Below are 24,713 nucleotides of genomic sequence, written 5' to 3'. Positions count from 1 at the left end.
CTCCCTGGGACTAGTCGATGCGCCACTCGGCCTCGATCTCGACGAAGCGGCCGTCGTCGATGTCGCGGAACGACACGATGCGATAAAGTCGCGCGCCGTCGCGCAGCCGGTGCTGCAAGCTCAGCGCCACGCCCCCGCGCAGCACGACGCGCACGCGCACGCTCGCGCCATCCGCATCGGCCTCGACGTCGCGCCGCGCGGCGATCGGCATTACCGCGGCCCATAGCGTGGCCTGCGGCGCGTAGCTGCGGCTGACGCCGCCCTGCCCGTCCTCGAGCTCGACCGGCGCCTCGATCATGAGCCGCGTCTTCAATCGCCCGGCGTCGATCATAGCGACACCCCCCGATACGGGCCGAGCAGCGCGGCGACGCCGGCCGGCAGCAGCGCAGCGTTGCCGCCGATCGCCACCACGCCGCGAAAATCGTACCAATGCGCCACCAGCATTCGCAGCGCCTGGCAAAGCTGTGCCGGCACGTCGGCGCCCTCGTTGCCGTAGCCGAGCTCGACATCGAGCTCGATGCCGGCCGCAGCCCGGCCCGGCGCCGGCCATGCCCAGCCGGGCGACGCGACCGCATCCGCCGCGACGTCGACCACGAAGCGCTGCACGTCGAGCGCATGCGAAACGCCGGCCGCGTCATACACCCGTGCCGCCACCACGCGGCGCAGCGGCCCGGCGCGCAGGATGAGGCGGCCATCCTTCGGCCAGCCATCGCGCACGACGCGCCAGGTCTGCGTCAGCAGCGCGCGCCGCGTCAGCGCCTCGATCTGGCCGCGCGCCGCCGCGATCAGCGCCGCGATCACCGCGTCGTCGTCCTCATGTTCGACGCGCAAAAACGCCTTCGCCTCAGCGAGCGACAACGGCTCGCCGGCTGGCGGCACAAGGATGATCGGCATGGTCGCTCCTGTGGACGGGGTGAGTTGACAGATCGCGCGCGGACGGGCTCACATCCGCCGATGAAGCCGCCGCTCAAAACATGCATTGCTGCACTGGTCGCGCTCGCGCTGATCGCGCCCGCCTCCGCGATGGTCGGCGGCGCGCCGGAGAGCAGCAGCGGCATCGCCGCCTCGGTGATCACGATCGTCGGCTCGCGCGGCAATTTCTGTTCCGGCGCGCTGATCGCGCCTGACCTGGTGCTGACCGCGGCGCATTGCCTGCACGGCAACACCGACACCAAGATCGTGCTGTATGACGCCAGCCGCGCGCCAAGCTTGCGCGACGTCCGCCGCGTGGCGCTGCATCCGCAGTTCAACCCGCAGGGCATCCAGGCGCGCCGCGCCAGCGCCGACGTGGCCTTGCTGCAACTGAGCCAGCCTTTATCGAAGCCGGTGGCTGCGCTCGGCGTGCCGCTGGAGCCGATCGCCGCCGGTCAATCCTTCACGATCGCCGGCATCGGCGTCACCCGGCCGGGCGACGGCAAGAGCGGCGGCACGGTGCGCGCGGCATCGTTGATCTCCACCAGCCAGCCCGGCCGGCTGCAGATCAGACTGGTCGATCCGGCGAGTGGCGGGCTTGGCGCCTGCACCGGCGATTCCGGCGCGCCGGTCGTGCAGCCGCAATCCGGCCGCGCGACCATCATCGGCGTGGTGTCATGGTCGACGGGTCCGAACAACACCGCCGGCTGCGGCGGCCTCACCGGCGTGACCCCGCTGACGCTGTACCGCGACTGGGTGGTGCAGACGGCGCGCGGCTGGGGCGCGGGGCTGTAGGCATCGACACCGTTTGACCCATATCAACGCAAGGTTGTGGATCAAACGGTTATTCTTCTTCGACTGAGGCAAGATGTCGGAGGAAATAATGACCGATTCCACCCAACCGGACTCCACTCCGCAGCCTGGCTCGCCCAAGCCTTCGCGCAAGGCCCGCAAGCCTTCGACGGCCAAGGCAGCACCGGAAAAGCGCATGCCGTTCCACACCCGCGCAGACGAGGAACCCGACGTCTATCATGACCATGCCTGCCCGGCCGGCAAACGCATCCTCGCCACCAACTATGAGGAAGGCACCGGCGGACGGCAGCGCTGCAGCATCTGCGCCAAATACGGCTATGAGCAATATGCAACGTGGATGGCGGCAAATCTTCGGGAGCGCGAGGCCGATGTTGCCAAGCGCACAAAAAAGCTCAACGACGTTCTTGCCGACATTCAGAAGCTGGAAGACGAAATCAAGCAACTGAAGGCCGACAAGAAGCCACTCGGCGATCGGGCATCAAGGCTGATACGGTTGAACGAGACCGCCGAGCGCTTCACTGGCGAGATCAACAAAAAAGCGCTCTTCCTGAACGAGCGCAGGGAATTGTCGAAAAACTACACCGAGGCCTATTCGGGCGTAACTGCGAAGCACCCGCTCGAACACGTCGAACTGCTCGCCGACGTCGGTATGAATGAAGCCCGCGACCGATCTGCGCATGCCAAGAAGTGCGTGATGTACGGATGGCTGAATTTCAACGGCGGCCTAGCCACCTTCCCGTCCAATCCCAAGCAAATCAGCGACTGGTCCTTGCACGAGAGCCGATTTCGCGACAGCCCCGACGATTACAGCCGCGCCAGCTACATCGCCAGCCTGACCGATTCATTGCACGCAGCCGATGCGCGTCTCGCCGACAGCGATCCGGCAGCTCACGATCCGGTCCATGGCGCAACCAACTGGTATAGTCCCAAGGCGCTCAGAAGTATGGGACTGCAGCCACCGGACTGGAGCAAGAAATTCAAGCGGGTGAAGGTGGAGGGGATCGACGACGACGATTTCATTTTCATGATCGATCCTGCCAAGGACGGCAAACAATATCTCTACCGGCCGGACGGCACGGCGCGACCATAGCGTTGGTGCAGCAACGCTCCGGCGCCGCGAAAAACGTCGGGGTGGTGTCATGGTAAACCGGGGCGAATAATACCGCCGGCTGCGGCGGCCTCGCCGGCGTGACGCCGCCGACGCTGTACCGCGATTGGGTGGTGCAGACGGCAAGAGGCTGAGGCGCGGGGCTGTGAGGGCCTGCGCAAATTTTGGGCAAGTGCCTCGACGATTCACCACGCTCAGAGAGTTCCATTGCAACGACGCGGGACGCGCTCTTACCTTGGATCAACCAAGGGGGGTGGCGATGGCGAAACCCGGCGAAGTTGCCGACTACATCCACGAGATGTGCCTTCATCTGGCCGGCATGGCCAAGAACTCCAACATGCACACTCTGTGCTACCTCCTGCAATTGAGCGCGCTGGAAGCGGCGGATTTGTCGGGTCTTCCCCGCCCTCAAAAAACGCGACGCAAGCAACCGTTGAGACGGCTGCTCTCCTGATCACCGGCTGATATCCGATGTAGGGACGCCGCATGGCGTCCGATGCCGCAGCCGGTGCGATAGAAGGGCGGGCGTCGTTTTCGGCATGCTTACAACAGCCGTATCCGCGGCCCGCCGAAAGTCCGCTTCGACATCATCGCGGTGATCGCCCAGACCAGCGCGTCGAGCCGGTCCGGCGAGCGGCCGGACGACAGGCCGTTCAGGCCGAAGTCGCACATCTCGTCTTCCAGCTCCGGGAAGGCGCCGACATGCTTCACCCTGCCCTGCTCGTACAACGCCGCCACCGGCTCGGCGCGCAGATATTTGCCGCGCGTGGCGTGCACCTCGCGCAGCGGCACCTCACTATCGACCTCGCGCAGCACCGCGCGGACCATCTCGCCGCCCATATTGACCTCGGCCACCAGCGTGTCGGCGTGCAATCGCCGATACAGCGCCACGGCCTTGTGCGCCCAGGCGGCCGGCGACAGGCCACGCGCGGAGGCGTCCTCCAGCACGAAGTACATATCGTTCTCGGTGCGTCCGGCGGCGACGATGCCGCAGGCATCCGCGCCGGGTTTTGACGAGCCCGGCGGATCGATCGCCACCACGATGCGCGGCAGATCAGGCGCGGCGTCCACCCGGCAGGCCTCGATCCGCGCCCGCGACCACAGCGCGTCCGGCCGGTCCTCGATCAACTCGCCTGACAGTTCCTGCCGGCCCATTCGCGTGCCGGCATAGCGGCCGACCACGGCGTCGAGAAACGCCGGCGCCAGGAACGCCGCATTGGCCTGCGTCGGCGCCCGCGTCACCCGCGTGCGTGGGTCGGTCAGCAGCCGCTTGATGATCGGCAAAGGCCGCGGCGTCGTGGTGATGAGCTGGCGCGGCCGGTCGCCGAGCCGCAGCCCGAATTGCAGCGTGTCGAACGCCGCTTCCGCATAGCGCCATTTCGCCAGCTCGTCGCACCACGCCGCCTCGAATTGCGGACCGCGCAGCGCGTCCGGCTCCTCCGCGGAATACACATTGGCGATCGCGCCGTTCGGCCATTCCAGCCGCTTGCGCGTCGCGGTCCATTGCGGCCGCTCGGCGCGCGGCGAGACGTTCAAAATGCCGGACTCGCCCTCGATCATCACGTCGCGGGCGTCCGACCAGCTCTCGCCGACCAGCGCGAGGCGGCCATGCGCGCGATGGGCGAATGGCGGAAGGCCGAGCGCCATCGCCCGCAGCCATTCGGCGCCGGTGCGCGTCTTGCCGGCGCCGCGACCGCCGAGGCTCAGCCAGGTCGTCCACGGCCCGCCATTGTTGCCGGTCTCGGCATGTTCCTGATGCCGATGCGCCAGCGCCGCGAAATCATGCTGCAGGCGAAGCTGGGCCTGGAGGTTCGCCTGCGCCAGCCAGTCCGTCGTCAGCCCGGCTTGCGACAAACGCCTCAATGCGGCGCGCAAGCGCGTCACGGAATCCATCGAGGTCGGCGGGCATGTCGTCATGCTGGGCATCGGCACTCACGCTTCCCGGCTCGCGCAGCGCGCGCACCTTGAACAGGGTCTGGGTCAGGGTCGACAGCGTGCGGGCCACGCGCTCGGATTCCGAGGGCCGCATGGCGACGCCGCCGCCGGTGCGCCGCTCCACCCTGGCCAACTCGCGGACCACCGCCTGCTCCAGCCGCAGCGCCAGCGGCAGCGCATCCTTGTCGGCCGCTTCGGCCTCCAGGATGGCGGCCTCGGCGGCCAAGGCCGCGGCGCTAGTGCCCGTGGCCGGCGCGGTGCCGCGCAACTCCGCCGGCAATTCGCGCGGCGGCCTGTCGCGCCGCATCGGCCAGCCCTGCCGCTTGGCGGTCGCGGTCACCGTGTTGCGATTCATGCCATAGGATTCCGCGATCGACGCCGTCGTCTCGTCGGTCTCCACATAGCGCCGGCGGATGTCGGCGAGCGCCTCGTCCGTGAAACCGCGGACGCGATTGTGCAGCGGTGGATCGTTCATGGGGGGCACCGGGCGTAACCGCCATTGGCTGCTGGACGGGTGGTAACTTCAAAGGCCTGTGGGCGGTTCAGCCCAAAGGGCGTAGTCCGCCGGGCAAAATTAACGGCGCTGCTGCGGCGGCTTATGGCGCGAAGCACGCCTAGCCCGCACTACAATCTAAGGCAGACTAGCTGGCATTCAACTCTTAAAAGCGCGGCTGTTTCTTGTCACAAGCGCTGCTCGGTAAGACGTTCCCGCAGGTGAATTGCTGTCTGGTCAATGCTTGGATAGACCGTGGTGGCGTTAATGTTTATGCGGTCAAGCTGGCGGAGAATTTGCGCCTTGTTCTGGATCGTGACCCGGCTAATTTCGATCCCCTCTTGGCCCGCATCGGGAAGGGCCGCCTCGTGCCCAAAGAGCAGAAAGGCGCCGGACTGCGATTTGATTCGCGTGTTGGTGCGCTTGGCTTTAACGCAGATGATTGACCTAAGATCGTCGGGAACGATCCGCCCTTCAAAAAACCCCTTCTCAGACTTGATGTGGTGGAGAAGTTTTCCAGCGACGTTCGTCTCGTTGAAAGCATCTTGGTCGAGACTGAGATCAATTTCGTTCTTCTGTACGTAGGTCAGGTTTGAGAGGTTTGCTAGGCAACTCACAGTGTCCGAATCGTAATATTTCACGCGATCTGATGAAACCTGGAAGACGATAACCTCACCGTCGATCTTGAGTTCATCCGGCTTGCCCGAGCAGGCGAAAAAAAGTGCCACCAGCGGATTTCCAGAGATGTCGAGCAGCCGTGTTGGAAGGCCGTAGTGCTGCATTCGAACGATGCGGTCGAAGCAATACTGATCTCCATGAAACTCATCGTGATGAGCTATCAGCAACTCCTTGCAAAGACGATCTTCGCTCGGCATAAACTGCCAATCGCCATTTTCCCATTTGCGCAGCAGGGACGGCGTCAGTTCATACCGGGCGTCCATGTGACCTCGAAAGAACGTCTCGGTCGCCTCCTTTGCCGACGAGCCGTAGAGCAGTTTCAAGAATGACTCCACGCTGTCGGCAACGCCAAGGATTTTCTTGTCGCGAGGCGGTGGCTGGATCCCAACAACGGCAGGGGCAAGCGCGCCTTGCGACACGAGGTCGGCAAAATCGGGCTTGATTTTAGCTAGCCGAGCTAGAACCTCCTTCGCGTCGCCTTCTCGGACTGCCCAGTGAGTGCGGTAAAGCTGAAAACGATCCGCACCAAACACCGCCCCGGCCGTCTCGATGTTTTCAAATACTACTTCACCAAAATCGATAAGAGTCACGAAGGTGGTAGAGACCTCTTTTCGCTCTGGCGCGGTGTAGGAGATACGACCGTACTTAATGAGCATGGATACGACGCTGCCGGTCGATCTGATCTCGCTGCACAAAAAGGTAGGCAGCGTCTCAAGAAAGGAAATCGCTGTGGGATCAAGGCCCTCAAGTCTTTTTTCGATATCAGGAGGCGTGTACTCGAACATGCGCCCACGGCCCATGGTTACCACACCGACGTTTCCCTCGATATACTCCCAGTTACCGAAGGAAATGTAATTGAAGCTGTTTACCATTCGCCTAAAGTCCATACGGTGAGATTAGCCCGAATGGCATGACTCGCTACCCCTCGATTAACCGCGCTGTTGTTGCAGGAGAACGCGCTAAGCGCAAACCCGCACTGCGCGCAGATTATTGGTGCTCGATTAAGCGCTTTCGGCTTCTGCTTCCATCTGCTCGCCGAACGCATGTTCGACACCGGAAAACAGATTAAGAAAACGAGTGAGACCACCGATGAGAAGCGCATAGGTGCCGATGACAGCTGCGACTAATAGGAATAACGGAGACTTTAGGGCGACCATCGCAAACATAGCCTGCCGGGCTTCTGTCATTATTCGACGAGCTTCACCCTGCGCATACTCATCGACAATCCTTCTGATTGCCTTGCTCGATTCAGATGGACCTTCAGTTTCGCCCGCGGCAATCGCGAATATAAAACGCGTAAGAGTCAACTCGTGAGCAAAGCGGATCAACGAATTGAGTGCGTCGCGCACTTGCCTATACTCGGTCGAATCAAAATCGATGTGCCCTGCATGCGCTAAATCAAACCACTGATCGCGACGCTCGAAGACAATTTGCCTAGCAAAATCGGTGGCTGTCTGCTGCCAAGGACCGAACAGAAAAAGCAAAAGCAAGGAAAATGCAAATAGTCCGGCGATCGCTTCGGCATAAACGGTCATTTGATCAAGTCTCCCGGATGCGTCTGGCCTGTAGTCGTTAAGCCGGAACTACTACGGCCAGAATCAATGATGGTTTCGAGGCGCTTGATTCGCTCCTGTAAATAATCAACTTTCCTGTGACGCAATTTGCGTTCAGCTATAGCCCATATGGTCGTTGCGCTAATGCCTGCCAGCGCTATCGCGAATTTCAGCTCTGCAAATGCCGAGAAAACCAGCGATACTGCGATCGACAGGTTCGTATCTTGACCTCCTAATGCCTCCAGCGCCTGAAACGCGAAGTAGAAAACAGCGACGGTTGCTGCGGACCGTATCGCTGTTCGTATCGTGGCATAGAGTTGATCAACATTGCTTGGAGCGCGGTCGGACACTGCTTGGGACATTTGGCCTCACCTACAACTTGAAGTAGGCATGTTCGCGGCCGAAAATCAAGGTTGCTCGCTCGGATACCATGTGCCGGTGCCGAGCCTGTAGCGTGATATCTGACGTTACTGGAAGCAGGCATGGTTGTCGTCATCGATGCTGCGGACAGACGCGCGTTGCGGACCAAGCAACATCGTAAACGTCAGAATTTAGAGTTCGGTTACCGTTTGCAGAAGCCATGAATGTCTCTGGTTCTCGTATAATCAGACTCGACAATCCGTTCTTGTTTCGTTCTAATCACCTCCATGACTGACAGACCCGCGAGCTGGCGCATGCCGACACCGAAACAGATGGACAAACTGGCCGCCGACGCCGCGCGGCGCGCGGCCGTGCCGCCGGAGCCGGTGCCTGGGCCGGGCGATCCCCTGCCCGAGGCCTATTGGGACGCCGTGCTGCGCGATCCTCGCGGCCGCACAAAGGGCGTGCCGATCCAGAGCCGCCGGCTGGCGGAAATCCCGCTTCATCTGTTGCGCGTCTGGTGCCGGCGCTGCGACCGCACCATTGAGATCCAGACTATCGATGCCATCCGGCTCAATGGCCCGAACGCCGTCTGGCAGGACGTCGGCCGAAGGCTGCTCGACAATGGCTGCCAGGAGCGCACCGGCAGCCATGAGGACGACGGCTGCTGGCCGGCGTTCGAGGAGCGCTGACGGGCCGCGCGCACCCGCGCCGCCCTGCGCAGGAGGTGATGTGGTAGCAGTCATTCGCAACGCCGCGAATCGTGGGGAATCGACGACATGACCTATCTCAAGCGAAACTGGATGTGGCTGCTGGCGGTCGTGCTGATCGGCTCGGCCGTGGCCGGCACCTTCGTCTATAAAAGCAAATGCCGCGGCGTCGATGCCTGCGCGGCAGCCGAGGCGGAGAGCCACGAGCGCGACCGGCCGAGCGAGCCGCAGTGATCCTCACAAACGTGGCGGATTACGGCGCATCCGCCTTCGCCCTGCGGGCTCTGGCGGAGGCGCCTAACCCGCCCTACGCATTCGTCAGCTCACCGCAAACTTCATCAGCTTGATCGCGTCGAAGTCCTGCACGCCGCCGCCGACGCGCTTGGTGGTGTAGAACAGCACGTAGGGTTTCGCGCTGTAGGGATCGCGCAGCACGCGGACGCCCTGGCGGTCGACGATCAGATAGCCGCGGCGGAAGTCGCCGAAAGCGATCGACAGCGAGTTCGCCGCGACGTCCGGCATGTCTTCGGTATCGGCCAGCGGAAAGCCGATCAGGCTGGCGCGGCCCGACGCCGTGGCCGGCGGCTGCCACAGATAGGTGCCGGTCGAGTCCTTGAACTTGCGCACGCTGGCCTGGGTGCGCCGGTTCATCACGAAGCTCGCATTCTGCCGGTAGCCCGCCCGCAGCGCATAGATCAGGTCGATCAGCGTGTCGGACGGATTGCTCGCCGCAAAGGAGCCGGCTGCGCCGGAGGCGACGTAGCCGAGGTTGCCCCAGCTCCACGACGCGTTGGCCACATTGGTATAGCTGAGAAAGCCCTTCGGCTTGTTGACGCCGTCGCCACTGACGAAGGCCATGCCCTCCTGCTCGGCGAACACCTGGTCGATCTCGCCGGCCAGCCAGGCGTCGAGATCGACGGCGGCATCATCGAGCAGCGTCGAGGTCGCCGCCGGCATGGCGTAGAGCTCCATCGCCGGGAACGATAGCGCATCCAGCGACGGCGAGGCGGTCTGCGTCCGCGCGCCGGTCTCGCCGACCCAGCCGGTCGCCGGCCCCGTGATCAGGAACGGCTTCTTGTAGACGCTGCCGGAGATCTCGCGGACGCCGGAAATGCTGCGGATCGGCGAGATCACCGCCAGCCGCGCGCCGATCGCCTGCTCCAGCTCGACCGGCACCAGATGGCCGCCGTCGGGATTGGAGCCGATCGTCATCGCCTTGGTCTCGATCGCGCGCAGCCCCTCGGTGTCGCCGGAGCGCACATAGGTGTGGAACGCGCTCTTGTGCTCCCTCGCGATCGCCGCCACCTCGTCCGGCCGCCGCCCGCCCTCGATCGCCGGCCGCGCCTGCTTCAGCGCGACCTCGTCGAGCCTTCGGTGCTGCGCGTCGAGCGCGGCGTTGATGCGATCGACCTTCTGCTCCAGCACGACGTCGCCGCGGCCGCGCTCGAGTTTGGCGAGGCGCTCGTCATTGGCCGATTTGAATTCCTCGAACGTCGAGCGCAGCTCGTCGACGCCGTCGCGGCCGGGCGCAAAGCCGGCCTTGTGCTCGGGAGCGGTGTCGGTGATGTCATAATCCATGGTGGTCTCCTGGTTTGTGGGTGATTTCGGGGTGAACGGACATGCGAAGCCGCCACGCGCGACAGCTCGCAACAAGCGGATCGACGGCGTGAATGGGTCGGTCGCGCGGCGTCGGGTTTGTCGCTGGCGCGCTGCATCCCCTGCCGGTCGCCGCGGCAGGATTGATCTGTCGCAATGCGCCGCGCGGTCGAGCGGCGAGTATGTGCGCCCTGCAACGAGAGGGTTCGGACATGACACTGCTTCGTGGAATGATGTTCGCCGCACTGCTGCTGGCGGCGGGTGGCGGCGCGGCCTCGGCCCAGCCGTTCAACGGACCGCCGATGATGATGGATCGCGGCTTCTGGCCGGGCCACGGGCCGGAGAACGCCCCGGGGTTCGGGCGGATGTGCCGGTCCGGTTCGCGCGCCTTCACGGTCGCCAGCGCCAGCCGCGTCGCCCAGGATCTGCGGCTCGACGACACCCAGCGCGCCGCCTACGAGGCCTATGCCGCCAGCGCCGCGAAGGCCGCCGAGACGATGCGCGCCGCCTGCCCTTCCAGCCCGTCGCGCAGCGTGCCGGCCCGGATGGAGGCGATGGAAAGCCGCGCCGGCGCCATGATAACGGCCATCGCCATGGTGCGCCCGTCGCTCGATACGTTCTATGCCGGCCTCACCGAAGCGCAGAAGGCGCGGTTCGATTCCGGCTCCGGCCGCCGCCACTTCTGGCACATGCGCGAGGCCTGGTAACGCCGCGGTCGCGCCCGGTGGCGATCCGTCCGACGATCACCGTCGCGGCGGGTCGGCGCCCGGGTTGCACGCCCGCAGGCTGAACATGGCTCGCGCCGCGACGCCCTGCAGCGCGCGCTTGCGCTCGGCGCGGCCGCGCAGCGAGGTCGTCGCGCGGCCGCGTCTCGCCGGCGCCGGTACGTCCGCGGCGCCGGTGAGATCTTTGGACAGGCTGCCCTGCTGCATCGCCTGCCAGTCGCGTTCGGCCTGGGCGCGGCCCCGCGACGGCGGCGCCTGTTTCACCGCGTCGATGCGGGCGCCGTCGAGCAGCGGGAAGGTGACGATGGAAATCTCGAACAGATCGACCTGGTACAGATGGCGGATCCGGCTGCGCGGCTCGATCACGCCGCGCTTCGTGCGGTAGCCGATCGACAGCCCGTCGATCGCGCCCGAGCGCAGCAGCGCCAGCAATTCGCGGGCGCGGCGCACGTCCGGAATCAGTTTGCCGCGCGCGCGCAGCCCGCGAAAATCCTCTGTTAGTTCGAGCCAGATGCCGATCGGCTCGGCCGGGTCGTGCTGGAACAGCATCGGGATTTTGCGCAAGCCGCGCGTCTTCAGCGTTTGGGTGAAGGCGCCGGGCATCACCATGTCGCGCGCCTGGTCGACCGCGCCGAACAGGCTGGCATAGCCCTCGATGGTGCCGTCGGCATGCAGCTTCAGCCGCGACGAAGGGGTGAGCGGCGCATGCATCGGCAGCCTCGCAGGGTGCGGGGGAAGAAGTCTGAATTGTTCGGTGCGGCGCCGATGGCCTCCCCCCCCTAGGCGGGAAGGGTCGGCCGAACGGACGACGATGCGACAGCATCGTTGGAAGTGGAGGCCGGGGTGGGGGTGCCACAAGCGACGGCGCGCGTGGCACCCCCACCCGGCCGCGCTATCGCGCGTCCACCCTCTCCCACCCGGCGCAGCTGCGCTGCGCCCTGGGGAGAGGGAAGAAAGAAGCCCTACCCGGCCTTGCTGCGTTTCACCGGTTTGCGGCGCGGGGATTGCTCGCGCGGGCGCCTGGTCGTCGCCGCGCGCTGCAAGGCATCCAGTTGCGCCAGAAATTCGCGGAACACGTCGAGATGGTCGGGGCCGGATTTGGTGTCGGGGCGGATCGAGCGCAGCATCTGGTGCAAACTATCCATGATCGCTCCTCGCATGGTCATCATCGGGGCTATCGACCAGCCGCAGCCTTCGCTCGGCGCGGCGGTTGAAGGATTGCAGCTCGCGCACGAAATCGTCGAAGCGGCGCATCGCGGCCACCAGCTCGCGCAGCAGCAGGAACGCCGCGGCACTCGCCGCCAGCGCCCATGACAGCAGAGCGAGATGCGCCAGATCGCCCCGCTCCGAGAAAATCCGGATCAGGTCGGTCATGTCGGTTGAACCTGTGCAGCGGCAATGACGCGGGCTGCGTCAGGCGCCGTCGGGATGATCCGCGGTCCAGGTGTCCGGTGCCGGATTTTGCGCCGGATTTTGCGCCGTGGCCGGCCGGTAGCTCGAGGGCTGCGCGAAGCGCCGCTCCAGATCGATGCGGCTCAGCGGCTCGACGAATTGCACGGCAAAGCCGCTGGCGAGATGCCGCACCACGCGGCCGATACAGGCGCCAACCGCCAGCGGCGTGCCGATCTCCGGCTGCAGTTCGGCCGAGACCGCCGCCCCCGACACCGAGACGTCGATCACGAAACATTCGCGGGTCGAGCCGTCGGCCAGCGTCAAGAGCGCATGCGGGTTGGCGGGAATGATGCGCGCCTGCTTGCGGACGTCCTGCACCCGGATGTCCTTCTGCATCTGCTCCAGCCAGGCCAGCTTGTCGGCCATCTTGCGGCGCATGATCCCGGTCATCGACAGTTCGAGCAGGAATTCACCGCTCTGAACGTCGCTGATGCGGCCTTCGAGCTGGCCGAAATCGCCGAAATAGGGCATCAGCCGATCGCCGATCCGGCCGGTGACCGGTGCATCGACCATCATCCGGAACGGCGAGACCCGGCTGGTGCGGCACGCGAAGCTGCGCGGCCGCCCCTGCGGATCCAGCCAGTGCGGCAGCACATAGTGGCCGCTGACCACGACATTCACCGCACGCTGCTTCAGGAACTCTTTCACGGACATCGGCGACTCCCTGCGGCATCATAGCACCACACATCCACTCGCCTAGAAGTAGTTTTATAACACCAGCCAATTATTTCCGATCCGTTATCAGATCCTTCCACAGGCTCCGAAGCTTCGAACCAAAATGCTCAATCTTTCAGCAGCTTGGCGGCAAGGCAACGGGGAACGAAAAGCCGGTCATCGACCTTGTCAGCCATACTACCACAAAGCGAACAGCAAAACCGGACGGCCAGAGGCCTCCGGCATGGGGCCTTCATGAACATCAACGCCACCGACCGAGCGATCAGCATCTACGAAGCGCTCGCCGACCGCACCGAGACTAAGGGCGCCCGCGAACAGCTGGCACGCCATCTCAACAAGCTCTATGTCCAGGGCGAGCACGACCAGCACCGGCTGACCGTGCACGGCCTGTCCTTCCTGCGGGAGTACGACCGGCAGCGCAACGCCGCCTGAAGGCGGCCACGGAGCTTTGCATGAAACACCTTCACTCCTCTGCGGTCGCCGCGCTGACGCTGTTTGCGCTTGGCCTAATGATGGAGATGCCGGTCGCCGAAGCGCGCGGCGCGGGCTCCAGCATCATGAATTCGCCCGGCTACCAGCGCCGGCTGCAGGAGTCGCGCGGTTATGTGACCAACCAGTCCGGCTCGCTGTTCACACCGCCTTCGGCCAGCGCCGCGCCGCGGCCCAATGTGCGGCCGAAGCCGCGCGATCGTCGCCGCTAGGCGTCATATCAGCCGGTCGCCGCCGTCGATCGGCGCGTAGCCGACGGCTTCGCGTTTCTCGTTCAGCGTCAGGAATTCCGCGGCGCTAACGCGCTGCCAGAGCGCAGAGCGGTCGGCCGACAGCGCGTCGATACGGTCGGTATCGATCGTCACGCGGATGCCGTCGCCGAATTGCGGCGCCAGCCATTGCGACAGCGCGTGGCCAACGCGGCTCGCCAGCGGCAGCACGGTCTGGCGGAAGAACACCCGGTTGGCCTCCTGGAAATTTGCATAGGTGTTGTCGCCGGGAATCCCGAGCAGCATCGGCGGCACGCCGAAGGCCAGCGCGATCTCGCGCGCCGCGGCGTGTTTGGCCTCCAGAAAATCCATGTCCTTGGGCGAATGCGACATCGCCTTCCAGTCGACCCCGCCTTCCAGCAGCAGCGGTCGCCCGGCATTGACCGCGCCCTGATAGCTGCCCTCGAGCTCGCGCTTCAGCCGGTCGAACTGCGTATCCGACAGCACCGAGCCCTCCGGCCCGACATAGACCAGCGCGCCGGACGGCCTGGCGGCATTGTCGAGCAGAGCCTTGTTCCACTTCGCCGCGGCGTTGTGGGTATCGAGCGCGCTGGCCGCGGCTTCGATGGGCGCCAGGCCGTAATGGTCGTCGAGCGGATGAAAGAACGTCAGATGCAGGATCGGCGGCACCGTGCCGTGCTGCTCGAAGCGCACGCTGCGTCCGCCGACGCTGTAATCATAGGCCTCGGCCCAGCCGTCCGCGCCGGGGATCAGCTTGATGCGATCGGGCCGCAGCGCATAGATCTCGCGCACCTCGCGCGACCGCACGCCGTCATCGAGCGCCACCGCCTCGACATAGGCGTTGCCGGCGAGCAGGAGATGCGCGTACAGCGCCTCGAAGAACACACCGCCATCCTGCCGCGGGTTCGGCCGCGTCAGCAGCGACGCCAGCGGATGCGCCTCTTTTTCCTGGGCGCCCTCGAACACCAGAAACTGGCACGCCGCGGCATTCTCCGCGATCAGCCGTACCGCGCGATGCACGATGGCATTGCCGAGATAGCCCTCGCGCGCCAGTCCGCGATAATCCCGCGCCGTCCACCGCGCAATTCCGCCCCCCATCGCCATCAATTTTGCGGTGCGTGAGGCTTTGGCTTCCGGGGCGGCGAGATAGGCTTTCAGGCGATCGAACATGGAATTCTCCGTGCACTCAATTTGGCGGCTGCGCGCCAGCCCGCGAAGCGCGGCTAGAGCTGGCGTATCCGCGGCCCGCTGCTGCGCGCGACGAGCGCCAGCGCCGTCACCGCCCAGACCAGCGCATCGAGCCGGTCCGGTGAGCGGCCCGACGACAACCCGCTGCTGGCGAAATCGCACATCTCGTCTTCCAGCGCGGTGAAGCATCCGGCGTGCTTCACCCGGCCCTGCTCGTACAAGGTCGCGACCGGCTCGGCGCGCAACCACTTACCGCGGGTGGCGCGCACGCTCGTCACCGGCACGCCGGCATCGACCTCGTGGATCACGCTGCGCACCATCTCGCCACCCTGGTTGACCTCGACGACCAGCGCGTCCGCCTCGCATTTTCGCCATAGCGCGATCGCGATATTGGCCCAGGCCGATGGCGTCACCGCCGACACCGTGTCGTCGGCGAGCACGTACACGATGCCGGCCGTACAAATGCCTGCCGCAACGATGCCGCAGGCATCCGCGCGCTTGCCCGACGACACCGGCGGATCGACCGCGACCACGATGCGCTGCAGCGCCGGCGCCTGCGTGACACGGCAGCTTTCCAGCAGCGCGCGCGACCACAATGCGTCTGCGCGGTCCTCGATCAGTTCGCCGTCGAGCTCCTGTCGTCCCAATTGCGTTCCCGCATAGCGGCCGACCACGCTCTGCAGAAAGCTCGGCGCGAGGTTGAAGGCATTGCTTGCCGTCGCCGCGCGCGTCACGGCGCTCGACGGATCCGCCATCAGCCGCTTCAACAGCGCGGTCGGTCGCGGCGTGGTCGTAATCAATTGCCGGGGCTGGCTACCCAGCCGCAGGCCGAACTGCAGCATGTCGAAGGCGGCTTCCGCGTGGCGCCATTTCGCCAGTTCGTCGGACCACGCGCAGGAAAACTGCGGCCCGCGCAAACTCTCCGGATCCTCCGCGGAAAATGCCTGCGCTACCGCGCCGGTGCTCCATTGCAGCCGCTTGCGCGACGACAGCCACACCGGACGCTCGTACCGCGGATGCACGGCAAGCAGGCCGGAGACGCCCTCGATCATCACCTCGCGGACATCATGCTCGGTCTCGCCGACCAGCGCGATCCGCATCTGTCGCTCATGGCCGCCCGGCCCGCGGCCCATCGCCTGGGCGCGCACCCATTCGGCGCCGGCGCGGGTCTTGCCAGCGCCCCGGCCCCCGATCATCAGCCAGGTCAGCCAAGGCGCATCGTTCGGCGCGACGGCGGGCGGCAGCTGATGCGGATGAGCGTGAAGCTCCCACAACGTATCAAGCAGTTCGATCTCGCGGGGCGTCAGCGACGCCATCAACCGGTGGTGCATCCCCTGCTTCAACCATCTGCGCCAATCGTTGCGAAAGGCGTTGACGGAGTTCTTCAAGGTCGCCGGGGCGTTCAACATCATCGGGCTTTTGCGTTTCATCTGCGGCGCGCAGCCGGCGCACTTCGCTCAGCGTGCGCGCCAGCGAGGCCAAGGTGCGGGCGCGGCGTTCGGCCTCGGTGGGCCGCGACTTGCCGGTCATCTTGGCGACGATGGCTTCGATCTCGGCCAGTTCGCGATCGACCGCCTGCGCCACGCGCTCGACCAGCGTCGCGCTGTCTGGCGCCGCGGTATCCAGCCGAGCGGCGGTGCCGCGCTTGGCAGGTGTGGCTTTTTTCGCCGACGTCACCTTGCGGGCCGCCGTCTTTGCCGCTGTCGTGCGAGGAGCGCGCATCGAGACTTCCATGAAAAAGCCCGCGCCGGACAAGGCCGGGCGGGCTGATTGAAATGATAGTTTGGGCGAACTCAATCAGGTACGGAAAAAGACGAACCAGACGACGGCCATCAGCAAGATCGCAAGCCCCGTGCTCATGGTGAGCAGCGCCAGTATCGATGGGCCCGGTTCGGCCTGCCGCGCTTCGGTCGCGGTTTCGACAATCCGAACGTCTTCTTTCCTCGCCATGCTGTCCTCGCTAAAGCCTGCCGATCGGCATTTCCAGCTGGAGTAACGTTGGATATCAGTCGATGTTCCGGCCTGCGTGCCGCGGGCGTGGACCGCAGCTGCGGCGCGGCGGCCTCGAAACCCAGTTGTGGAGCATGCCGTAAACCTACCTTCGCAGCGTCACGCTGTCAAGGCTATAAATCCTAGTTTTTTATTCCTATAAGAAATTGATCCTAGGTCACTGGAATCGCGCGGGTTTTCTGCCGCGCATGGTCCTAGCGGGCGCCGCGCGCCCAGGTCGCGCCGGTGGTGTCCGGCGGCGGGCCGCGGTAGTCGATGTTGGCGACGCAATTGCCACGCCAATCGGCGGCGGCCTGCAGGCACTGCTGGTAGCCGAAGAAACGGCAGATCTGCGGCAGCGCAGCGCCCCGCGGAGCGCCGATCAGCACGCAATAGGGCGCCACGCCGGTTTCCTGTCGCACCGCGGGGCGCGCCTCGGCCAGGCTACCGCCGAGTGCGGCGGCCAGAGTGACCAATGCCGCAGCGGCCGTGATCTTGCGTCGAAAAATGCTCATGTGTCGCCTCTTGTGATTCGCAGCCGATCGGGCAACGGCCCTTGTTGAATCGTAGCCCGCGTGCACGCGATGCAACGCTCGGCACCGATCCCGACAAGGCAGCAGCAAGAGATCGCCGGAATGCCATATCGATCGTCGCCGCACCTGCTACAGATAGATCGTAAATCGCCGGGCGCCAGATCCGATCACGCGATTGCGCGCCGGAAAGGCTATTTCAGGGAGGCGTTGATTCCCGCGAAGCGGCCGTTCAGCCTCGTCCCGATGCCCTGCACCGCGACGATGATGACAAGGCTGATACCGGCTGCGATCAGCGCATATTCGATGGCGGTCGCGCCGGATTGATCGTTCCAGAATCGAGCTAGCAAGCGCGGCACCGCGGCCTCCTCGGATGCAGGCACGGGCTTCCCCCACGCCAGAGGTGTCATGCTAACGCCGATTGGTTTCCACAAGGTTCACCGAATACCGCAATTCCGGAGCGTTGGAGGATAGCTGGGGTGTTACGGCTTGAAGAATGCCGGATCGTTCAGCGCCTTGATCAATGTGTCGACCATATCGGCCGCGGCGTGGTCGTCGCGCTCTTCGAGCAATTCCCACATCTTGCGCAAATTGGCGCGCATCGGCGCCTTCAGCGAAGAATCGCGCTCGATCAGCGTGCGCGCGATGCAGAAGGCGATCGCCTCACTGCCCATCTTGGTCTGTTCGACGGTCGGTTTGCTCATGATCCGGTTCCTTGCCGCGCAATCTGCTGCGCGGCTGTTAGGCCGTGAGAGCATTCCGTGTCAATCTAGCGTCGGTCCACTCACCAATTGTATCGCACCGCGCAACGGCCCGCGTAATAGCGCGTCACCTCGGAGAACTCGCCCTCGAACGTGGTGCCCAGCGTGATGCCGTTGCGGAAAGTCAATTGGGCCGCCGCGGTGGTCAGCGCGGCGTTGGCTGCCGGCGACGCGCCGCCCACCACGAACGATGCGCCGGGCAGCGACTGGAACGTGGCCGACGCCGAGCGATCAGTGTTGAAGTCGTACGCCCAGGCGGCGCGGCCGCGTGAGGATCGCGTCGTTGACGAAAAACGACTTGTCCGAGCGCAGGCCGAGTTCGCTGCGGCGCGCTGATGCCCTTGGCGGCCTAGGCCAGTGCGAAGGTCGTCGATCCCGACAACGTGGTCTCCGCATAGGCCGGCAGGTCGAGATACGTCACCTGCCGCCGCGTAAGGCGTCAGCGCGATGCCTAGCCATGGCGTCGCATAGCGGTTGCCGGCTTCGAGTCGTGCCGAATAGGAGTTGGTATCGAAACGCGCGCGCAGCGATTCGGCGCCGACATTGCGCTCCGCTGTCACCTGCTGCCAGCCATAGGCCGCACTCGCGGTGATGTAGGCCGAAGCGATGCTCTGCCGCACGAAGCCGCCGACCTGGAACAGATCGGAGCGCCCGCCGCCGCCACCCGCGACGCTGAAATTCGTCGCGCCGCCGGCCATGGCAAAGCCGACCACGGTCTGCGCCGACAGATGATAGTCGGCGCCCACCGCGACGCCGCCGATCCGGCTGCTCGGTGTGTTTGTGCCGGACGCGGTGTTGCCGTCGGCGGTCTGGGTGCCGCCGAAGCCGGAAGCCCGGACGTTCCAGCGCCCGGCGTAGACGCGCGGCGGCGCCTTGGTGATCATGGCATAGGCGTCGCGCTCTGTGCCCGATCGCTTGCGGCCGGTGAGGCATAGGCGTTCATCGCATCGCCCTCCTCCGCATACCCCAGCGGACCCGGCGCGTCTGCGCCGCGGCCCGCCACGGTCGGATCGGACATGGTGCCGACGAGCTGCGTCGCCGCCATTGCTGGCATCGTTGAAGCCGATTCCGCCGGCGCCGGTCGGGCTGTCGACGCCGCCCAGGCCTCCCGAGGAATTGCCGCTCCTGCCGCCATCGGCACGCGCAGGCTGCACCGTTGTTGTTGCAAGAACCAGGCAGGCAAGCGCCATGCGGGGCACGGCGGCTTTGCTCGCGCGCCGCAGCCCATCGATGGGATTGAAAAGCAATCCGCCTGGCTTGAAACCGATCTGCCAGGACCCACCGACAAAATCACTGCGCGGACGCTAGGGGGCCGCACCCAGGCGCGCAGTGCCGGCGCAACAGGAAATCAAGCTATCCCCGCCGATGCGCTGTTTGCGCCACACTGCGCATCACCTCGCAACGCGCTGCAAGCCTTACTCGCCGAGTTCCGTCGCCGCGGCCTTCGCCGGTCCTGCCAGCACGCGCTCTTCCATCAACATCAGGAACAGCGCCGACAGCGCCAGCATCGCGGCGGAGGCCTCGAACACGTAGCGGAACGCCGTGACCATGTCGGAGGCCGCGATCGCGTGCGCGGAGCCGGCATGGTCGCCGGAGATGGTGATTTCGGTGCCCAGCGCCATCAGCAGGATCGTGGTGAAGGCGGCGACCGTGAACGACGCCACCAGCGCGCGGAAGAAGTTCATCGCGCCGGTCGCAGTGCCGACCTGCGCGCGTGCCACCGCGTTCTGGATCGACACCACGGTGACCGGGAATGTGGTGCCGAGCCCGACCGAGAAGATGCCGAGCGCGGTGAGCAGCGCCCATAGCGGCAGCGGCGTCGCCAGCGCCATGGCCAGGGCCGTCACCGCAGCCAGCGCCGCGCCGGCGATGGGGACGCGCTTGTAGTGCCGGGCGCGCGCCATGCTGCGGCCGGCGATGGCTGCACCGGCGACCGAGATCGCTGCGACCGGGATCAGCGCCAGCCCGGCCTGCGCCGCGGTGAGGCCATAGACGACCTCGTAATACAGCGGCAGATGCACGGTGAGGCCGATCATGGCGCCCATTGCGCAGCCGCTGGCGGCGATGGCAAAGGGCACGACCGGACCGGATAGTACCTGCAGCGGCAGGAACGGCTCGGCGGTGCGCAGCGCGTGCCAGATAAAGGCCATCGCCAGGATGGCGCCCGCGCCCAGCATCAGCAGGATGGTCGGCGACGCCCATGAGAATTTGGTACCGGCCCAGGTCAGCACCAGCATGAAGATCAGTGCCGAGGCCATCAGCAGCACGCCACCGAGCCAATCGACCTTGCGCATGCGGTGAAACACCGGGATCTTCTTCATGTTCGGCAACAGCATGCCGAGCGCCAGGACGCCGAGCGGAATATTGATCCAGAAGATCATCGACCAGTGCAGGTGCTCGGCAAACAGCCCGCCGAGGATCGGCCCGCCGATTCCGGCGGCGACCCATACGCCGCTGAAATAAGCCTGGTACTGGCCGCGTTCGCGCGGCGTCACGACGTCGGAAATCACCGTCTGCACGATCGGCAGGATGCCGCCGCCGCCCAGCCCTTGCAGGCCGCGGCCGAGGATCAGAACCAGCATGTTCGGCGCCAGCGCGCACATCACCGACCCAGCCATGAACAGCGCCAGTGCAATGATGATGGTCACGCGGCGGCCATAAATGTCGCTGAGCGTCCCGAACACCGGAGCCACGGCGGTGGAGGCCAGCAGATAGGCCGTAATCACCCAGGACAGATTGGTGACGTCGCTGAACTGGCGACCGATGGTCGGCAGAGCGGTGGCGACGATGGTCTGGTCGAGCGCTGCGAGAAACATCGTCAGCAGCAGGCTGATCAGGATGGTGCGAACCTCGGCCGGTGTCAGCGGCGGCTTGGCCGGCTGCGGCGCGGTATCGACTTCCATCACGGTGGTCGGCAGATGCGAAATCTCGTCGACCATCTCGTCGGACAGCGCGTGATGATTGGCCGTTGACCGGCTCTCAGGTTCGAACTTGTTCATGGACCGGGCTTCGCGTCGGAGGCGCGAATGACCGCGCGGGTGCAATTTCAGGTGCAATTAACATGCAACTGCATGCAGCGACAGCGCCGCAGCCGCATGGGAGCATCCCGCCATGATCATTTCGCGGCTGCAAAGGCTTCGGAAAGCGCCATACCGCAGACGATTCGCTCGGTAGATTTCATCCTAGATTCTCACCGGATCGAGCAGATCGATAAGGTGTGGCGTTTTGTCGGAGACGATCATGACCTTTTTGTTGAACTTCGGGTTCTTCTTGAGCAGCGCCGCCAGACCGTGCGTCGCAGGCGACCAGTCAGGCCTTACCGTTTTCTTCTTCCTGCTCTTTTCCTTGGCCTGTTCCTTCTCCCAGTCGGCCTTTCGCCCCTTGTCAATATCGGCGACAGGATAGGTCAGATGCACCGTGTAGTCATCGTCGCCGCGCGCCGCGAGCAGCATTTCGAGCGTCTTGCGTTCCGGGTTGCCGTGCTCGCCATCGCCTGAGAAAACATAGTGATCGGCGGTTACGCGCTTGAAGAAAGAAGTTTCCATGTTGTTGTCGCTGCCGTGGTGCGGCACCTTTAGGATCTCGACATGCAACTTGCCCTTCGGCTTCAAAAGCTTGGTGAGTTCGAGCCCCTCCAGGATCTTGTCGCCGCGGGCGTCTCCGGTCAGCAGCATGCGTTTGTCACCGGCTTCCGCGAGCACCACGATGCTGGAAAGGTTGGGAACCGATTCATCGACAAATGCTGCCATTGCGGCCTCCGATGATTTAGCCTTCTTAGTATTGCGGTCGCGCAGCCACTTGTCATGCGCCTTCTGCAGCGCCTGCAACTCCGGTTGCAGCGGCCCGATCACCGTCAACTTCAATCCATTCGCCAGCGTGACGGACTTCGCGGATTTCGACGCCATGATCAGATTGCCGTTGAATTTGTGATTGAGCTGCCAGTCAAGCGCCTCCGCATCGTCACGCAGTTGCCGGCCCTGCGGTATGCTCGCCAGGACGCTGTCGGCCTGAAATTCCGATGGCGTGACTTTCATGAATCGGGCGACTCGTCCCTGCTTCACCGAACTCGCGAGCACCGAGGCGGGGTCGGCTTCAGAACCGCCGGACGATTCCCCGCCTATGGACGCCGTGCCGAAGCCGGCTTCGCGCATCACTTCAGGCGGCTGCGTGCCAAGCAGATCGTCGAAGCTGTTGTGCCACAGGCTGGTCACCTGCAGCCGCGGCGTCGGGGTCTTGCCGCGCTGCTCCTTGGTGAGTTCGAGAATGCCCTTGATATGATCGTCATCGATATGGCTGACCATCACCACATCGACCGGCAGCGGATCGTTTCTGGCAATATTCCGCGCCTTGTGAATCCTGGTCAAACGCGGCTTCATCTGCGGGCCGTAAACCTGCGAGGGTCCGCCATCGATCAGGATCAAATGCGGATCGGCGGCGGATCCGAAATGCAGCATCAGGCAATCGCCCTTGCGGGCGCGCAGGACATCAAGGCTAAAGTGCATGTCAACCTCCTAAATCGATTGAAAGGCGCGCAGCACGTCGAGCATGCCGTGTCCCTGAAAGCTTCGTTCACGGCCGAGATCGGTCGCGCTCTCGCACAAGATGCGTTTCAGCCGCCGGGGTTGCCCGATCAGTTCCTCATAGCGCGCCAGCAGCATCGCGGCGGCGCCGCTGACATGCGGTGCCGCCATGCTGGTGCCGGACTCCGAGGCCCATTCCTGGCCGGGAACGGTCGACATTACGCGCTCGCCAGGCGCCACAAGGTCCGGCTTGAGGCGGCCGTCGCCGGTCGGGCCGCGACTCGAGAAAAAGCTGACGCCGTAGGTTTGCGGCCAGCCGCCGTGGGTCGAGCCCACCGTGATAACGCCGTCGCCATTGCCGGGATCGGTGATGCTGAAGGCGGCATAGCTCTCGAAACTGCCATCCTTGGTTTCGAATTTCTGGAAGCCGTGATTGCCCGCCGCTGCGACGACCACGACTCCGCTCTCGATCAACCGTTCGCATTCGTTACAGACCGGTGTGCAGCCGCACGCGTAGTTGCGCACATTGTGCGGGATCGACAGGCTGAGATTGGCGCCGTGAATGGTGATATAATTGTGCCGTTCATTGACGTAGCGAATGTATTGCAGGGCGGCAATGATCGCGAACTCGGTATCCTTCAGAGTCCTTCCCAGCACGCGAAAATCATAGAACTGGATATCGGGACACATGCCGCCGGCATGCTCGCCAATTCGTCTGGCGCCGATGATTCCGGCAACGTGGGTGCCGTGCGGGCTGGCGGGTGGCGGCGGCTTTGACAGCGTGATCAGTTCCTCCACGATATCCCAGTTGCTCGGCCGTTTCTTGTCGGCATCCGCGGCGATTGCTTGCAGGCGGTCATCGATCTCCTTCATGCCCAGACCGGTCGCGTCGGCTATCCGCTCGCGATCGGGCTGTGAAACGTCGTTCGCGCTATTGCTGACGATCTCGCGGATCCGCGTGAAATCGAGTGTCCGCGTGACGCGGGACACGCGGTCCGCCTTCTTCGGCGCGGGCGTCATGAAGGCGTCATGGGTGCCGTCGATGCCCGAGTCGAGCACCGCCCAGACGATCGCCTCGCAATTCACCTTGAACAGGGTCTGGGCCGCGTCGCCCATGACTGCCGGCACCGAGCGGTCGAGCGCGGCCGATGCCGGCCGGTTCAACGACACCTGAAAGACCAGTCCGTTGTCCTTCTTTTTCGGTCGATCTTTCGCGGTTTTGCGAACTGCTTTGGCGACGGCGTGACTGTCCTGTTGCACAACCTCATAAAGGCCGAACATCCCCTCTACGATCTCCGGAATGTGCGGCGCATAACGGGCAAAAGCGGTTTCGAGATCCGGCCTGTCGAGTTGCCCGTCGGCGGGAGGGGGCTGCCGGCTCATCCAGTAGATCAGGCCGGCAAGCGCGATATAGCGTTCAAGCGACGAAAAATTCTCCCGGTCGCGCGCGACTGGAACCGGTATTTTCGCGCCTGCCTGGCGAAACCGCGCGGGATCGAGCACGCGCGCGAGTTTGGCCCGCATGACCTCCTCGATCCGCGACTTGAACCCCTTCTGTGACCACCATTGCGTCAGCGGCACCAGGATGCGCAGCACCTCGTTGAAATGCAATTCAGCGCCGACAATGCCCTGCAGATAGGCAACCTTGGCGCCGGGCTGGACGCCTTCCGCGCGCGGCACCGACTTCAACCTTTCCGCGATCTCATACGCCACGTCAGCGGCCGAGGTATCCTTGCGCGGTGTGATGAGCAGATCCTGTACCGCACCGGGATTCGCGGCGTAGGCGGCCCATACGTCCCCTAGCAGCGGCGAATCCTGCAGCACGCGACGGTCGTCGGCGGGGCCAAGCAGGATTTGCTCGACGAGCAGCGGCGGAATTGAAAACTGTTCGAAGGTCGACGCTGCCTTCTGCCCCACAGGTTCGCCGCGCCGCGCTGCCTGTCGCCTGCCTGCCGTTTTCTTAGCCATCGACGCTGCTCCGGATCACTCGACCAGA

Annotated in this window: 31 protein-coding genes and 1 pseudogene; 9 read left to right on the top strand and 23 right to left on the bottom strand. The window is 64.7% G+C overall.

All coding sequences use genetic code 11. The annotated features are described in order from the left end of the window. Positions 1–10: 10 nt before the first annotated feature. On the bottom strand, positions 11–331 hold the full coding sequence (locus FIU28_RS10965) for a head-tail adaptor protein (protein WP_143573001.1): 321 nt from the start codon (positions 329–331) through the stop codon (positions 11–13). Further along, positions 328–894, bottom strand: coding sequence for a head-tail connector protein (locus tag FIU28_RS10960; RefSeq protein ID WP_143573000.1), 567 nt, complete (start codon positions 892–894; stop codon positions 328–330). Before FIU28_RS10960 ends, FIU28_RS10965 begins: the two co-directional genes overlap by 4 nt. A 60-nt stretch (positions 895–954) precedes the next feature. Between FIU28_RS10960 and FIU28_RS10955 the strand changes: the two genes are divergently transcribed. From FIU28_RS10955 to FIU28_RS10940, 4 genes and pseudogenes are all read left to right on the top strand, one after another. Beyond that, positions 955–1,707 carry a S1 family peptidase gene (locus FIU28_RS10955; protein WP_246660943.1) on the top strand — a complete coding sequence of 251 codons (753 nt, stop codon included), beginning with the start codon at positions 955–957 and terminating at the stop codon, positions 1,705–1,707. Positions 1,708–1,795: 88 nt separating this feature from the next. Next, positions 1,796–2,815 carry a hypothetical protein gene (locus FIU28_RS10950; protein ID WP_143572999.1) on the top strand — a complete coding sequence of 340 codons (1,020 nt, stop codon included), beginning with the start codon at positions 1,796–1,798 and terminating at the stop codon, positions 2,813–2,815. 35 nt (positions 2,816–2,850) lie between these two features. Continuing rightward, positions 2,851–2,967: pseudogene (locus tag FIU28_RS26945) on the top strand (S1 family peptidase); the annotation flags it as partial. Positions 2,968–3,092: 125 nt separating this feature from the next. Next, positions 3,093–3,287: a hypothetical protein gene (locus tag FIU28_RS10940; protein WP_143572998.1), complete on the top strand. Its 195-nt coding sequence runs from the start codon at positions 3,093–3,095 to the stop codon at positions 3,285–3,287. 89 nt (positions 3,288–3,376) lie between these two features. Here the strand turns inward: FIU28_RS10940 and FIU28_RS10935 are convergent, their stop codons facing one another. The 5 genes from FIU28_RS10935 to FIU28_RS10915 all read right to left on the bottom strand — a co-directional run bounded on the left by FIU28_RS10935 (position 3,377) and on the right by FIU28_RS10915 (position 7,854). Next, on the bottom strand, positions 3,377–4,726 hold the full coding sequence (locus tag FIU28_RS10935; protein WP_143576139.1) for a DNA-packaging protein: 1,350 nt from the start codon (positions 4,724–4,726) through the stop codon (positions 3,377–3,379). Then, positions 4,614–5,243, bottom strand: a complete 630-nt coding sequence (locus FIU28_RS10930; protein ID WP_143572997.1) for a hypothetical protein — start codon at positions 5,241–5,243, stop codon at positions 4,614–4,616. Before FIU28_RS10930 ends, FIU28_RS10935 begins: the two co-directional genes overlap by 113 nt. 206 nt (positions 5,244–5,449) lie before the next feature. Next, positions 5,450–6,811 (bottom strand): FRG domain-containing protein, encoded by a 1,362-nt coding sequence (locus FIU28_RS10925; RefSeq protein ID WP_246660942.1) that lies wholly within the window; start codon positions 6,809–6,811, stop codon positions 5,450–5,452. A 129-nt stretch (positions 6,812–6,940) separates the two neighbouring features. Then, complete coding sequence (locus tag FIU28_RS10920; RefSeq protein WP_143572996.1) at positions 6,941–7,474, bottom strand: hypothetical protein; 534 nt, start codon at positions 7,472–7,474, stop codon at positions 6,941–6,943. Beyond that, complete coding sequence (locus FIU28_RS10915) at positions 7,471–7,854, bottom strand: hypothetical protein (protein WP_143572995.1); 384 nt, start codon at positions 7,852–7,854, stop codon at positions 7,471–7,473. Before FIU28_RS10915 ends, FIU28_RS10920 begins: the two co-directional genes overlap by 4 nt. A 312-nt stretch (positions 7,855–8,166) precedes the next feature. Between FIU28_RS10915 and FIU28_RS10910 the strand changes: the two genes are divergently transcribed. After that, positions 8,167–8,544, top strand: a complete 378-nt coding sequence (locus FIU28_RS10910) for a hypothetical protein (RefSeq protein WP_168202915.1) — start codon at positions 8,167–8,169, stop codon at positions 8,542–8,544. 87 nt (positions 8,545–8,631) lie between these two features. Then, complete coding sequence (locus tag FIU28_RS26390; RefSeq protein ID WP_168202914.1) at positions 8,632–8,796, top strand: hypothetical protein; 165 nt, start codon at positions 8,632–8,634, stop codon at positions 8,794–8,796. 84 nt (positions 8,797–8,880) lie between these two features. Here the strand turns inward: FIU28_RS26390 and FIU28_RS10905 are convergent, their stop codons facing one another. Beyond that, positions 8,881–10,140, bottom strand: coding sequence for a phage major capsid protein (locus tag FIU28_RS10905; protein ID WP_143572993.1), 1,260 nt, complete (start codon positions 10,138–10,140; stop codon positions 8,881–8,883). A 230-nt stretch (positions 10,141–10,370) separates the two neighbouring features. On the opposite strand from FIU28_RS10905, the gene FIU28_RS10900 reads away from it, so the two are divergent. After that, entirely contained in the window at positions 10,371–10,865 is a 495-nt protein-coding gene (locus FIU28_RS10900) for a Spy/CpxP family protein refolding chaperone (RefSeq protein ID WP_168209942.1), read from the top strand. 36 nt (positions 10,866–10,901) lie between these two features. On the opposite strand, the gene FIU28_RS10895 is transcribed toward FIU28_RS10900, so the two are convergent. From FIU28_RS10895 to FIU28_RS10880, 4 genes are all read right to left on the bottom strand, one after another. Beyond that, complete coding sequence (locus FIU28_RS10895; protein ID WP_143572991.1) at positions 10,902–11,594, bottom strand: HK97 family phage prohead protease; 693 nt, start codon at positions 11,592–11,594, stop codon at positions 10,902–10,904. Between the two features lie 251 nt (positions 11,595–11,845). Continuing rightward, a complete protein-coding gene (locus tag FIU28_RS10890; protein WP_143572990.1) occupies positions 11,846–12,028 on the bottom strand; it encodes a hypothetical protein in 183 nt (60 codons plus the stop codon). Further along, positions 12,021–12,257: a hypothetical protein gene (locus tag FIU28_RS10885; protein ID WP_143572989.1), complete on the bottom strand. Its 237-nt coding sequence runs from the start codon at positions 12,255–12,257 to the stop codon at positions 12,021–12,023. Before FIU28_RS10885 ends, FIU28_RS10890 begins: the two co-directional genes overlap by 8 nt. A 39-nt stretch (positions 12,258–12,296) precedes the next feature. Beyond that, positions 12,297–12,989, bottom strand: a complete 693-nt coding sequence (locus FIU28_RS10880) for a PilZ domain-containing protein (protein ID WP_143572988.1) — start codon at positions 12,987–12,989, stop codon at positions 12,297–12,299. Positions 12,990–13,244: 255 nt separating this feature from the next. On the opposite strand from FIU28_RS10880, the gene FIU28_RS10875 reads away from it, so the two are divergent. Both FIU28_RS10875 and FIU28_RS10870 read left to right on the top strand, forming a co-directional pair. Then, the gene (locus FIU28_RS10875) at positions 13,245–13,442 is read left to right on the top strand and encodes a hypothetical protein (RefSeq protein ID WP_143572987.1); all 198 of its coding nucleotides are present in this window, start codon (positions 13,245–13,247) and stop codon (positions 13,440–13,442) included. A 20-nt stretch (positions 13,443–13,462) separates the two neighbouring features. Next, positions 13,463–13,711, top strand: coding sequence for a hypothetical protein (locus FIU28_RS10870; RefSeq protein WP_143572986.1), 249 nt, complete (start codon positions 13,463–13,465; stop codon positions 13,709–13,711). Between the two features lie 3 nt (positions 13,712–13,714). Here FIU28_RS10870 and FIU28_RS10865 read toward each other — a convergent pair whose 3' ends face one another. The 11 genes from FIU28_RS10865 to FIU28_RS10820 all read right to left on the bottom strand — a co-directional run bounded on the left by FIU28_RS10865 (position 13,715) and on the right by FIU28_RS10820 (position 24,685). Further along, entirely contained in the window at positions 13,715–14,899 is a 1,185-nt protein-coding gene (locus FIU28_RS10865) for a phage portal protein (RefSeq protein WP_143572985.1), read from the bottom strand. Between the two features lie 53 nt (positions 14,900–14,952). Then, the gene (locus FIU28_RS10860) at positions 14,953–16,233 is read right to left on the bottom strand and encodes a DNA-packaging protein (RefSeq protein ID WP_441351296.1); all 1,281 of its coding nucleotides are present in this window, start codon (positions 16,231–16,233) and stop codon (positions 14,953–14,955) included. Continuing rightward, positions 16,196–16,651 carry a hypothetical protein gene (locus tag FIU28_RS10855; RefSeq protein ID WP_143572984.1) on the bottom strand — a complete coding sequence of 152 codons (456 nt, stop codon included), beginning with the start codon at positions 16,649–16,651 and terminating at the stop codon, positions 16,196–16,198. Before FIU28_RS10855 ends, FIU28_RS10860 begins: the two co-directional genes overlap by 38 nt. 63 nt (positions 16,652–16,714) lie before the next feature. After that, positions 16,715–16,867: a hypothetical protein gene (locus FIU28_RS26385; RefSeq protein ID WP_168202911.1), complete on the bottom strand. Its 153-nt coding sequence runs from the start codon at positions 16,865–16,867 to the stop codon at positions 16,715–16,717. Positions 16,868–17,121: 254 nt separating this feature from the next. Further along, positions 17,122–17,421 (bottom strand): DUF3551 domain-containing protein, encoded by a 300-nt coding sequence (locus FIU28_RS10850; RefSeq protein ID WP_143572983.1) that lies wholly within the window; start codon positions 17,419–17,421, stop codon positions 17,122–17,124. Positions 17,422–17,630: 209 nt separating this feature from the next. Next, positions 17,631–17,795: a Flp family type IVb pilin gene (locus tag FIU28_RS10845; protein WP_168203073.1), complete on the bottom strand. Its 165-nt coding sequence runs from the start codon at positions 17,793–17,795 to the stop codon at positions 17,631–17,633. A 123-nt stretch (positions 17,796–17,918) separates the two neighbouring features. Then, complete coding sequence (locus FIU28_RS10840; protein ID WP_143572981.1) at positions 17,919–18,140, bottom strand: hypothetical protein; 222 nt, start codon at positions 18,138–18,140, stop codon at positions 17,919–17,921. A gap of 80 nt (positions 18,141–18,220) precedes the next feature. After that, entirely contained in the window at positions 18,221–19,081 is an 861-nt protein-coding gene (locus tag FIU28_RS10835; RefSeq protein WP_246660941.1) for an autotransporter outer membrane beta-barrel domain-containing protein, read from the bottom strand. A 531-nt stretch (positions 19,082–19,612) separates the two neighbouring features. After that, on the bottom strand, positions 19,613–21,196 hold the full coding sequence (locus FIU28_RS10830; protein WP_143572980.1) for an MFS transporter: 1,584 nt from the start codon (positions 21,194–21,196) through the stop codon (positions 19,613–19,615). Positions 21,197–21,379: 183 nt separating this feature from the next. Continuing rightward, positions 21,380–22,699, bottom strand: a complete 1,320-nt coding sequence (locus FIU28_RS10825; protein ID WP_143572979.1) for an MBL fold metallo-hydrolase — start codon at positions 22,697–22,699, stop codon at positions 21,380–21,382. A 9-nt stretch (positions 22,700–22,708) separates the two neighbouring features. After that, positions 22,709–24,685 (bottom strand): S8 family peptidase, encoded by a 1,977-nt coding sequence (locus tag FIU28_RS10820; RefSeq protein WP_143572978.1) that lies wholly within the window; start codon positions 24,683–24,685, stop codon positions 22,709–22,711. Between the last annotated feature and the right edge of the window lie 28 nt (positions 24,686–24,713).

The organism is Tardiphaga sp. vice154 (genome assembly GCF_007018645.1).
In the GTDB taxonomy this organism is placed as follows: Bacteria; Pseudomonadota; Alphaproteobacteria; order Rhizobiales; family Xanthobacteraceae; genus Tardiphaga.
Note: the sequence above shows the minus strand (reverse complement) of the source record. Positions and strands in the feature narration are given on the sequence as shown.

Bases quoted from the DNA above. Each gene is read 5' to 3' on its own strand.
- FIU28_RS10850 (WP_143572983.1), bottom strand. From the start codon at position 17,421: ATGAGCATTTTTCGACGCAAGATCACGGCCGCTGCGGCATTGGTCACT.
- FIU28_RS10915 (WP_143572995.1), bottom strand. From the start codon at position 7,854: ATGTCCCAAGCAGTGTCCGACCGCGCTCCAAGCAATGTTGATCAACTC.
- FIU28_RS10905 (WP_143572993.1), bottom strand. From the start codon at position 10,140: ATGGATTATGACATCACCGACACCGCTCCCGAGCACAAGGCCGGCTTT.
- FIU28_RS10940 (WP_143572998.1), top strand. From the start codon at position 3,093: ATGGCGAAACCCGGCGAAGTTGCCGACTACATCCACGAGATGTGCCTT.
- FIU28_RS26385 (WP_168202911.1), bottom strand. From the start codon at position 16,867: ATGGCGAGGAAAGAAGACGTTCGGATTGTCGAAACCGCGACCGAAGCG.
- FIU28_RS10880 (WP_143572988.1), bottom strand. From the start codon at position 12,989: ATGTCCGTGAAAGAGTTCCTGAAGCAGCGTGCGGTGAATGTCGTGGTC.
- FIU28_RS10840 (WP_143572981.1), bottom strand. From the start codon at position 18,140: ATGAGCAAACCGACCGTCGAACAGACCAAGATGGGCAGTGAGGCGATC.
- FIU28_RS10870 (WP_143572986.1), top strand. From the start codon at position 13,463: ATGAAACACCTTCACTCCTCTGCGGTCGCCGCGCTGACGCTGTTTGCG.
- FIU28_RS10885 (WP_143572989.1), bottom strand. From the start codon at position 12,257: ATGACCGACCTGATCCGGATTTTCTCGGAGCGGGGCGATCTGGCGCAT.
- FIU28_RS10865 (WP_143572985.1), bottom strand. From the start codon at position 14,899: ATGTTCGATCGCCTGAAAGCCTATCTCGCCGCCCCGGAAGCCAAAGCC.
- FIU28_RS10925 (WP_246660942.1), bottom strand. From the start codon at position 6,811: ATGGTAAACAGCTTCAATTACATTTCCTTCGGTAACTGGGAGTATATC.
- FIU28_RS10910 (WP_168202915.1), top strand. From the start codon at position 8,167: ATGCCGACACCGAAACAGATGGACAAACTGGCCGCCGACGCCGCGCGG.
- FIU28_RS10890 (WP_143572990.1), bottom strand. From the start codon at position 12,028: ATGGATAGTTTGCACCAGATGCTGCGCTCGATCCGCCCCGACACCAAA.
- FIU28_RS10900 (WP_168209942.1), top strand. From the start codon at position 10,371: ATGACACTGCTTCGTGGAATGATGTTCGCCGCACTGCTGCTGGCGGCG.
- FIU28_RS10955 (WP_246660943.1), top strand. From the start codon at position 955: ATGAAGCCGCCGCTCAAAACATGCATTGCTGCACTGGTCGCGCTCGCG.
- FIU28_RS10820 (WP_143572978.1), bottom strand. From the start codon at position 24,685: ATGGCTAAGAAAACGGCAGGCAGGCGACAGGCAGCGCGGCGCGGCGAA.
- FIU28_RS10920 (WP_143572996.1), bottom strand. From the start codon at position 7,474: ATGACCGTTTATGCCGAAGCGATCGCCGGACTATTTGCATTTTCCTTG.
- FIU28_RS10960 (WP_143573000.1), bottom strand. From the start codon at position 894: ATGCCGATCATCCTTGTGCCGCCAGCCGGCGAGCCGTTGTCGCTCGCT.
- FIU28_RS10860 (WP_441351296.1), bottom strand. From the start codon at position 16,233: ATGGCGTCGCTGACGCCCCGCGAGATCGAACTGCTTGATACGTTGTGG.
- FIU28_RS10950 (WP_143572999.1), top strand. From the start codon at position 1,796: ATGACCGATTCCACCCAACCGGACTCCACTCCGCAGCCTGGCTCGCCC.
- FIU28_RS10935 (WP_143576139.1), bottom strand. From the start codon at position 4,726: ATGGATTCCGTGACGCGCTTGCGCGCCGCATTGAGGCGTTTGTCGCAA.
- FIU28_RS10930 (WP_143572997.1), bottom strand. From the start codon at position 5,243: ATGAACGATCCACCGCTGCACAATCGCGTCCGCGGTTTCACGGACGAG.
- FIU28_RS10965 (WP_143573001.1), bottom strand. From the start codon at position 331: ATGATCGACGCCGGGCGATTGAAGACGCGGCTCATGATCGAGGCGCCG.
- FIU28_RS10830 (WP_143572980.1), bottom strand. From the start codon at position 21,196: ATGAACAAGTTCGAACCTGAGAGCCGGTCAACGGCCAATCATCACGCG.
- FIU28_RS10835 (WP_246660941.1), bottom strand. From the start codon at position 19,081: ATGATCACCAAGGCGCCGCCGCGCGTCTACGCCGGGCGCTGGAACGTC.
- FIU28_RS10875 (WP_143572987.1), top strand. From the start codon at position 13,245: ATGAACATCAACGCCACCGACCGAGCGATCAGCATCTACGAAGCGCTC.
- FIU28_RS10895 (WP_143572991.1), bottom strand. From the start codon at position 11,594: ATGCATGCGCCGCTCACCCCTTCGTCGCGGCTGAAGCTGCATGCCGAC.
- FIU28_RS26390 (WP_168202914.1), top strand. From the start codon at position 8,632: ATGACCTATCTCAAGCGAAACTGGATGTGGCTGCTGGCGGTCGTGCTG.
- FIU28_RS10825 (WP_143572979.1), bottom strand. From the start codon at position 22,699: ATGCACTTTAGCCTTGATGTCCTGCGCGCCCGCAAGGGCGATTGCCTG.
- FIU28_RS10855 (WP_143572984.1), bottom strand. From the start codon at position 16,651: ATGGAAGTCTCGATGCGCGCTCCTCGCACGACAGCGGCAAAGACGGCG.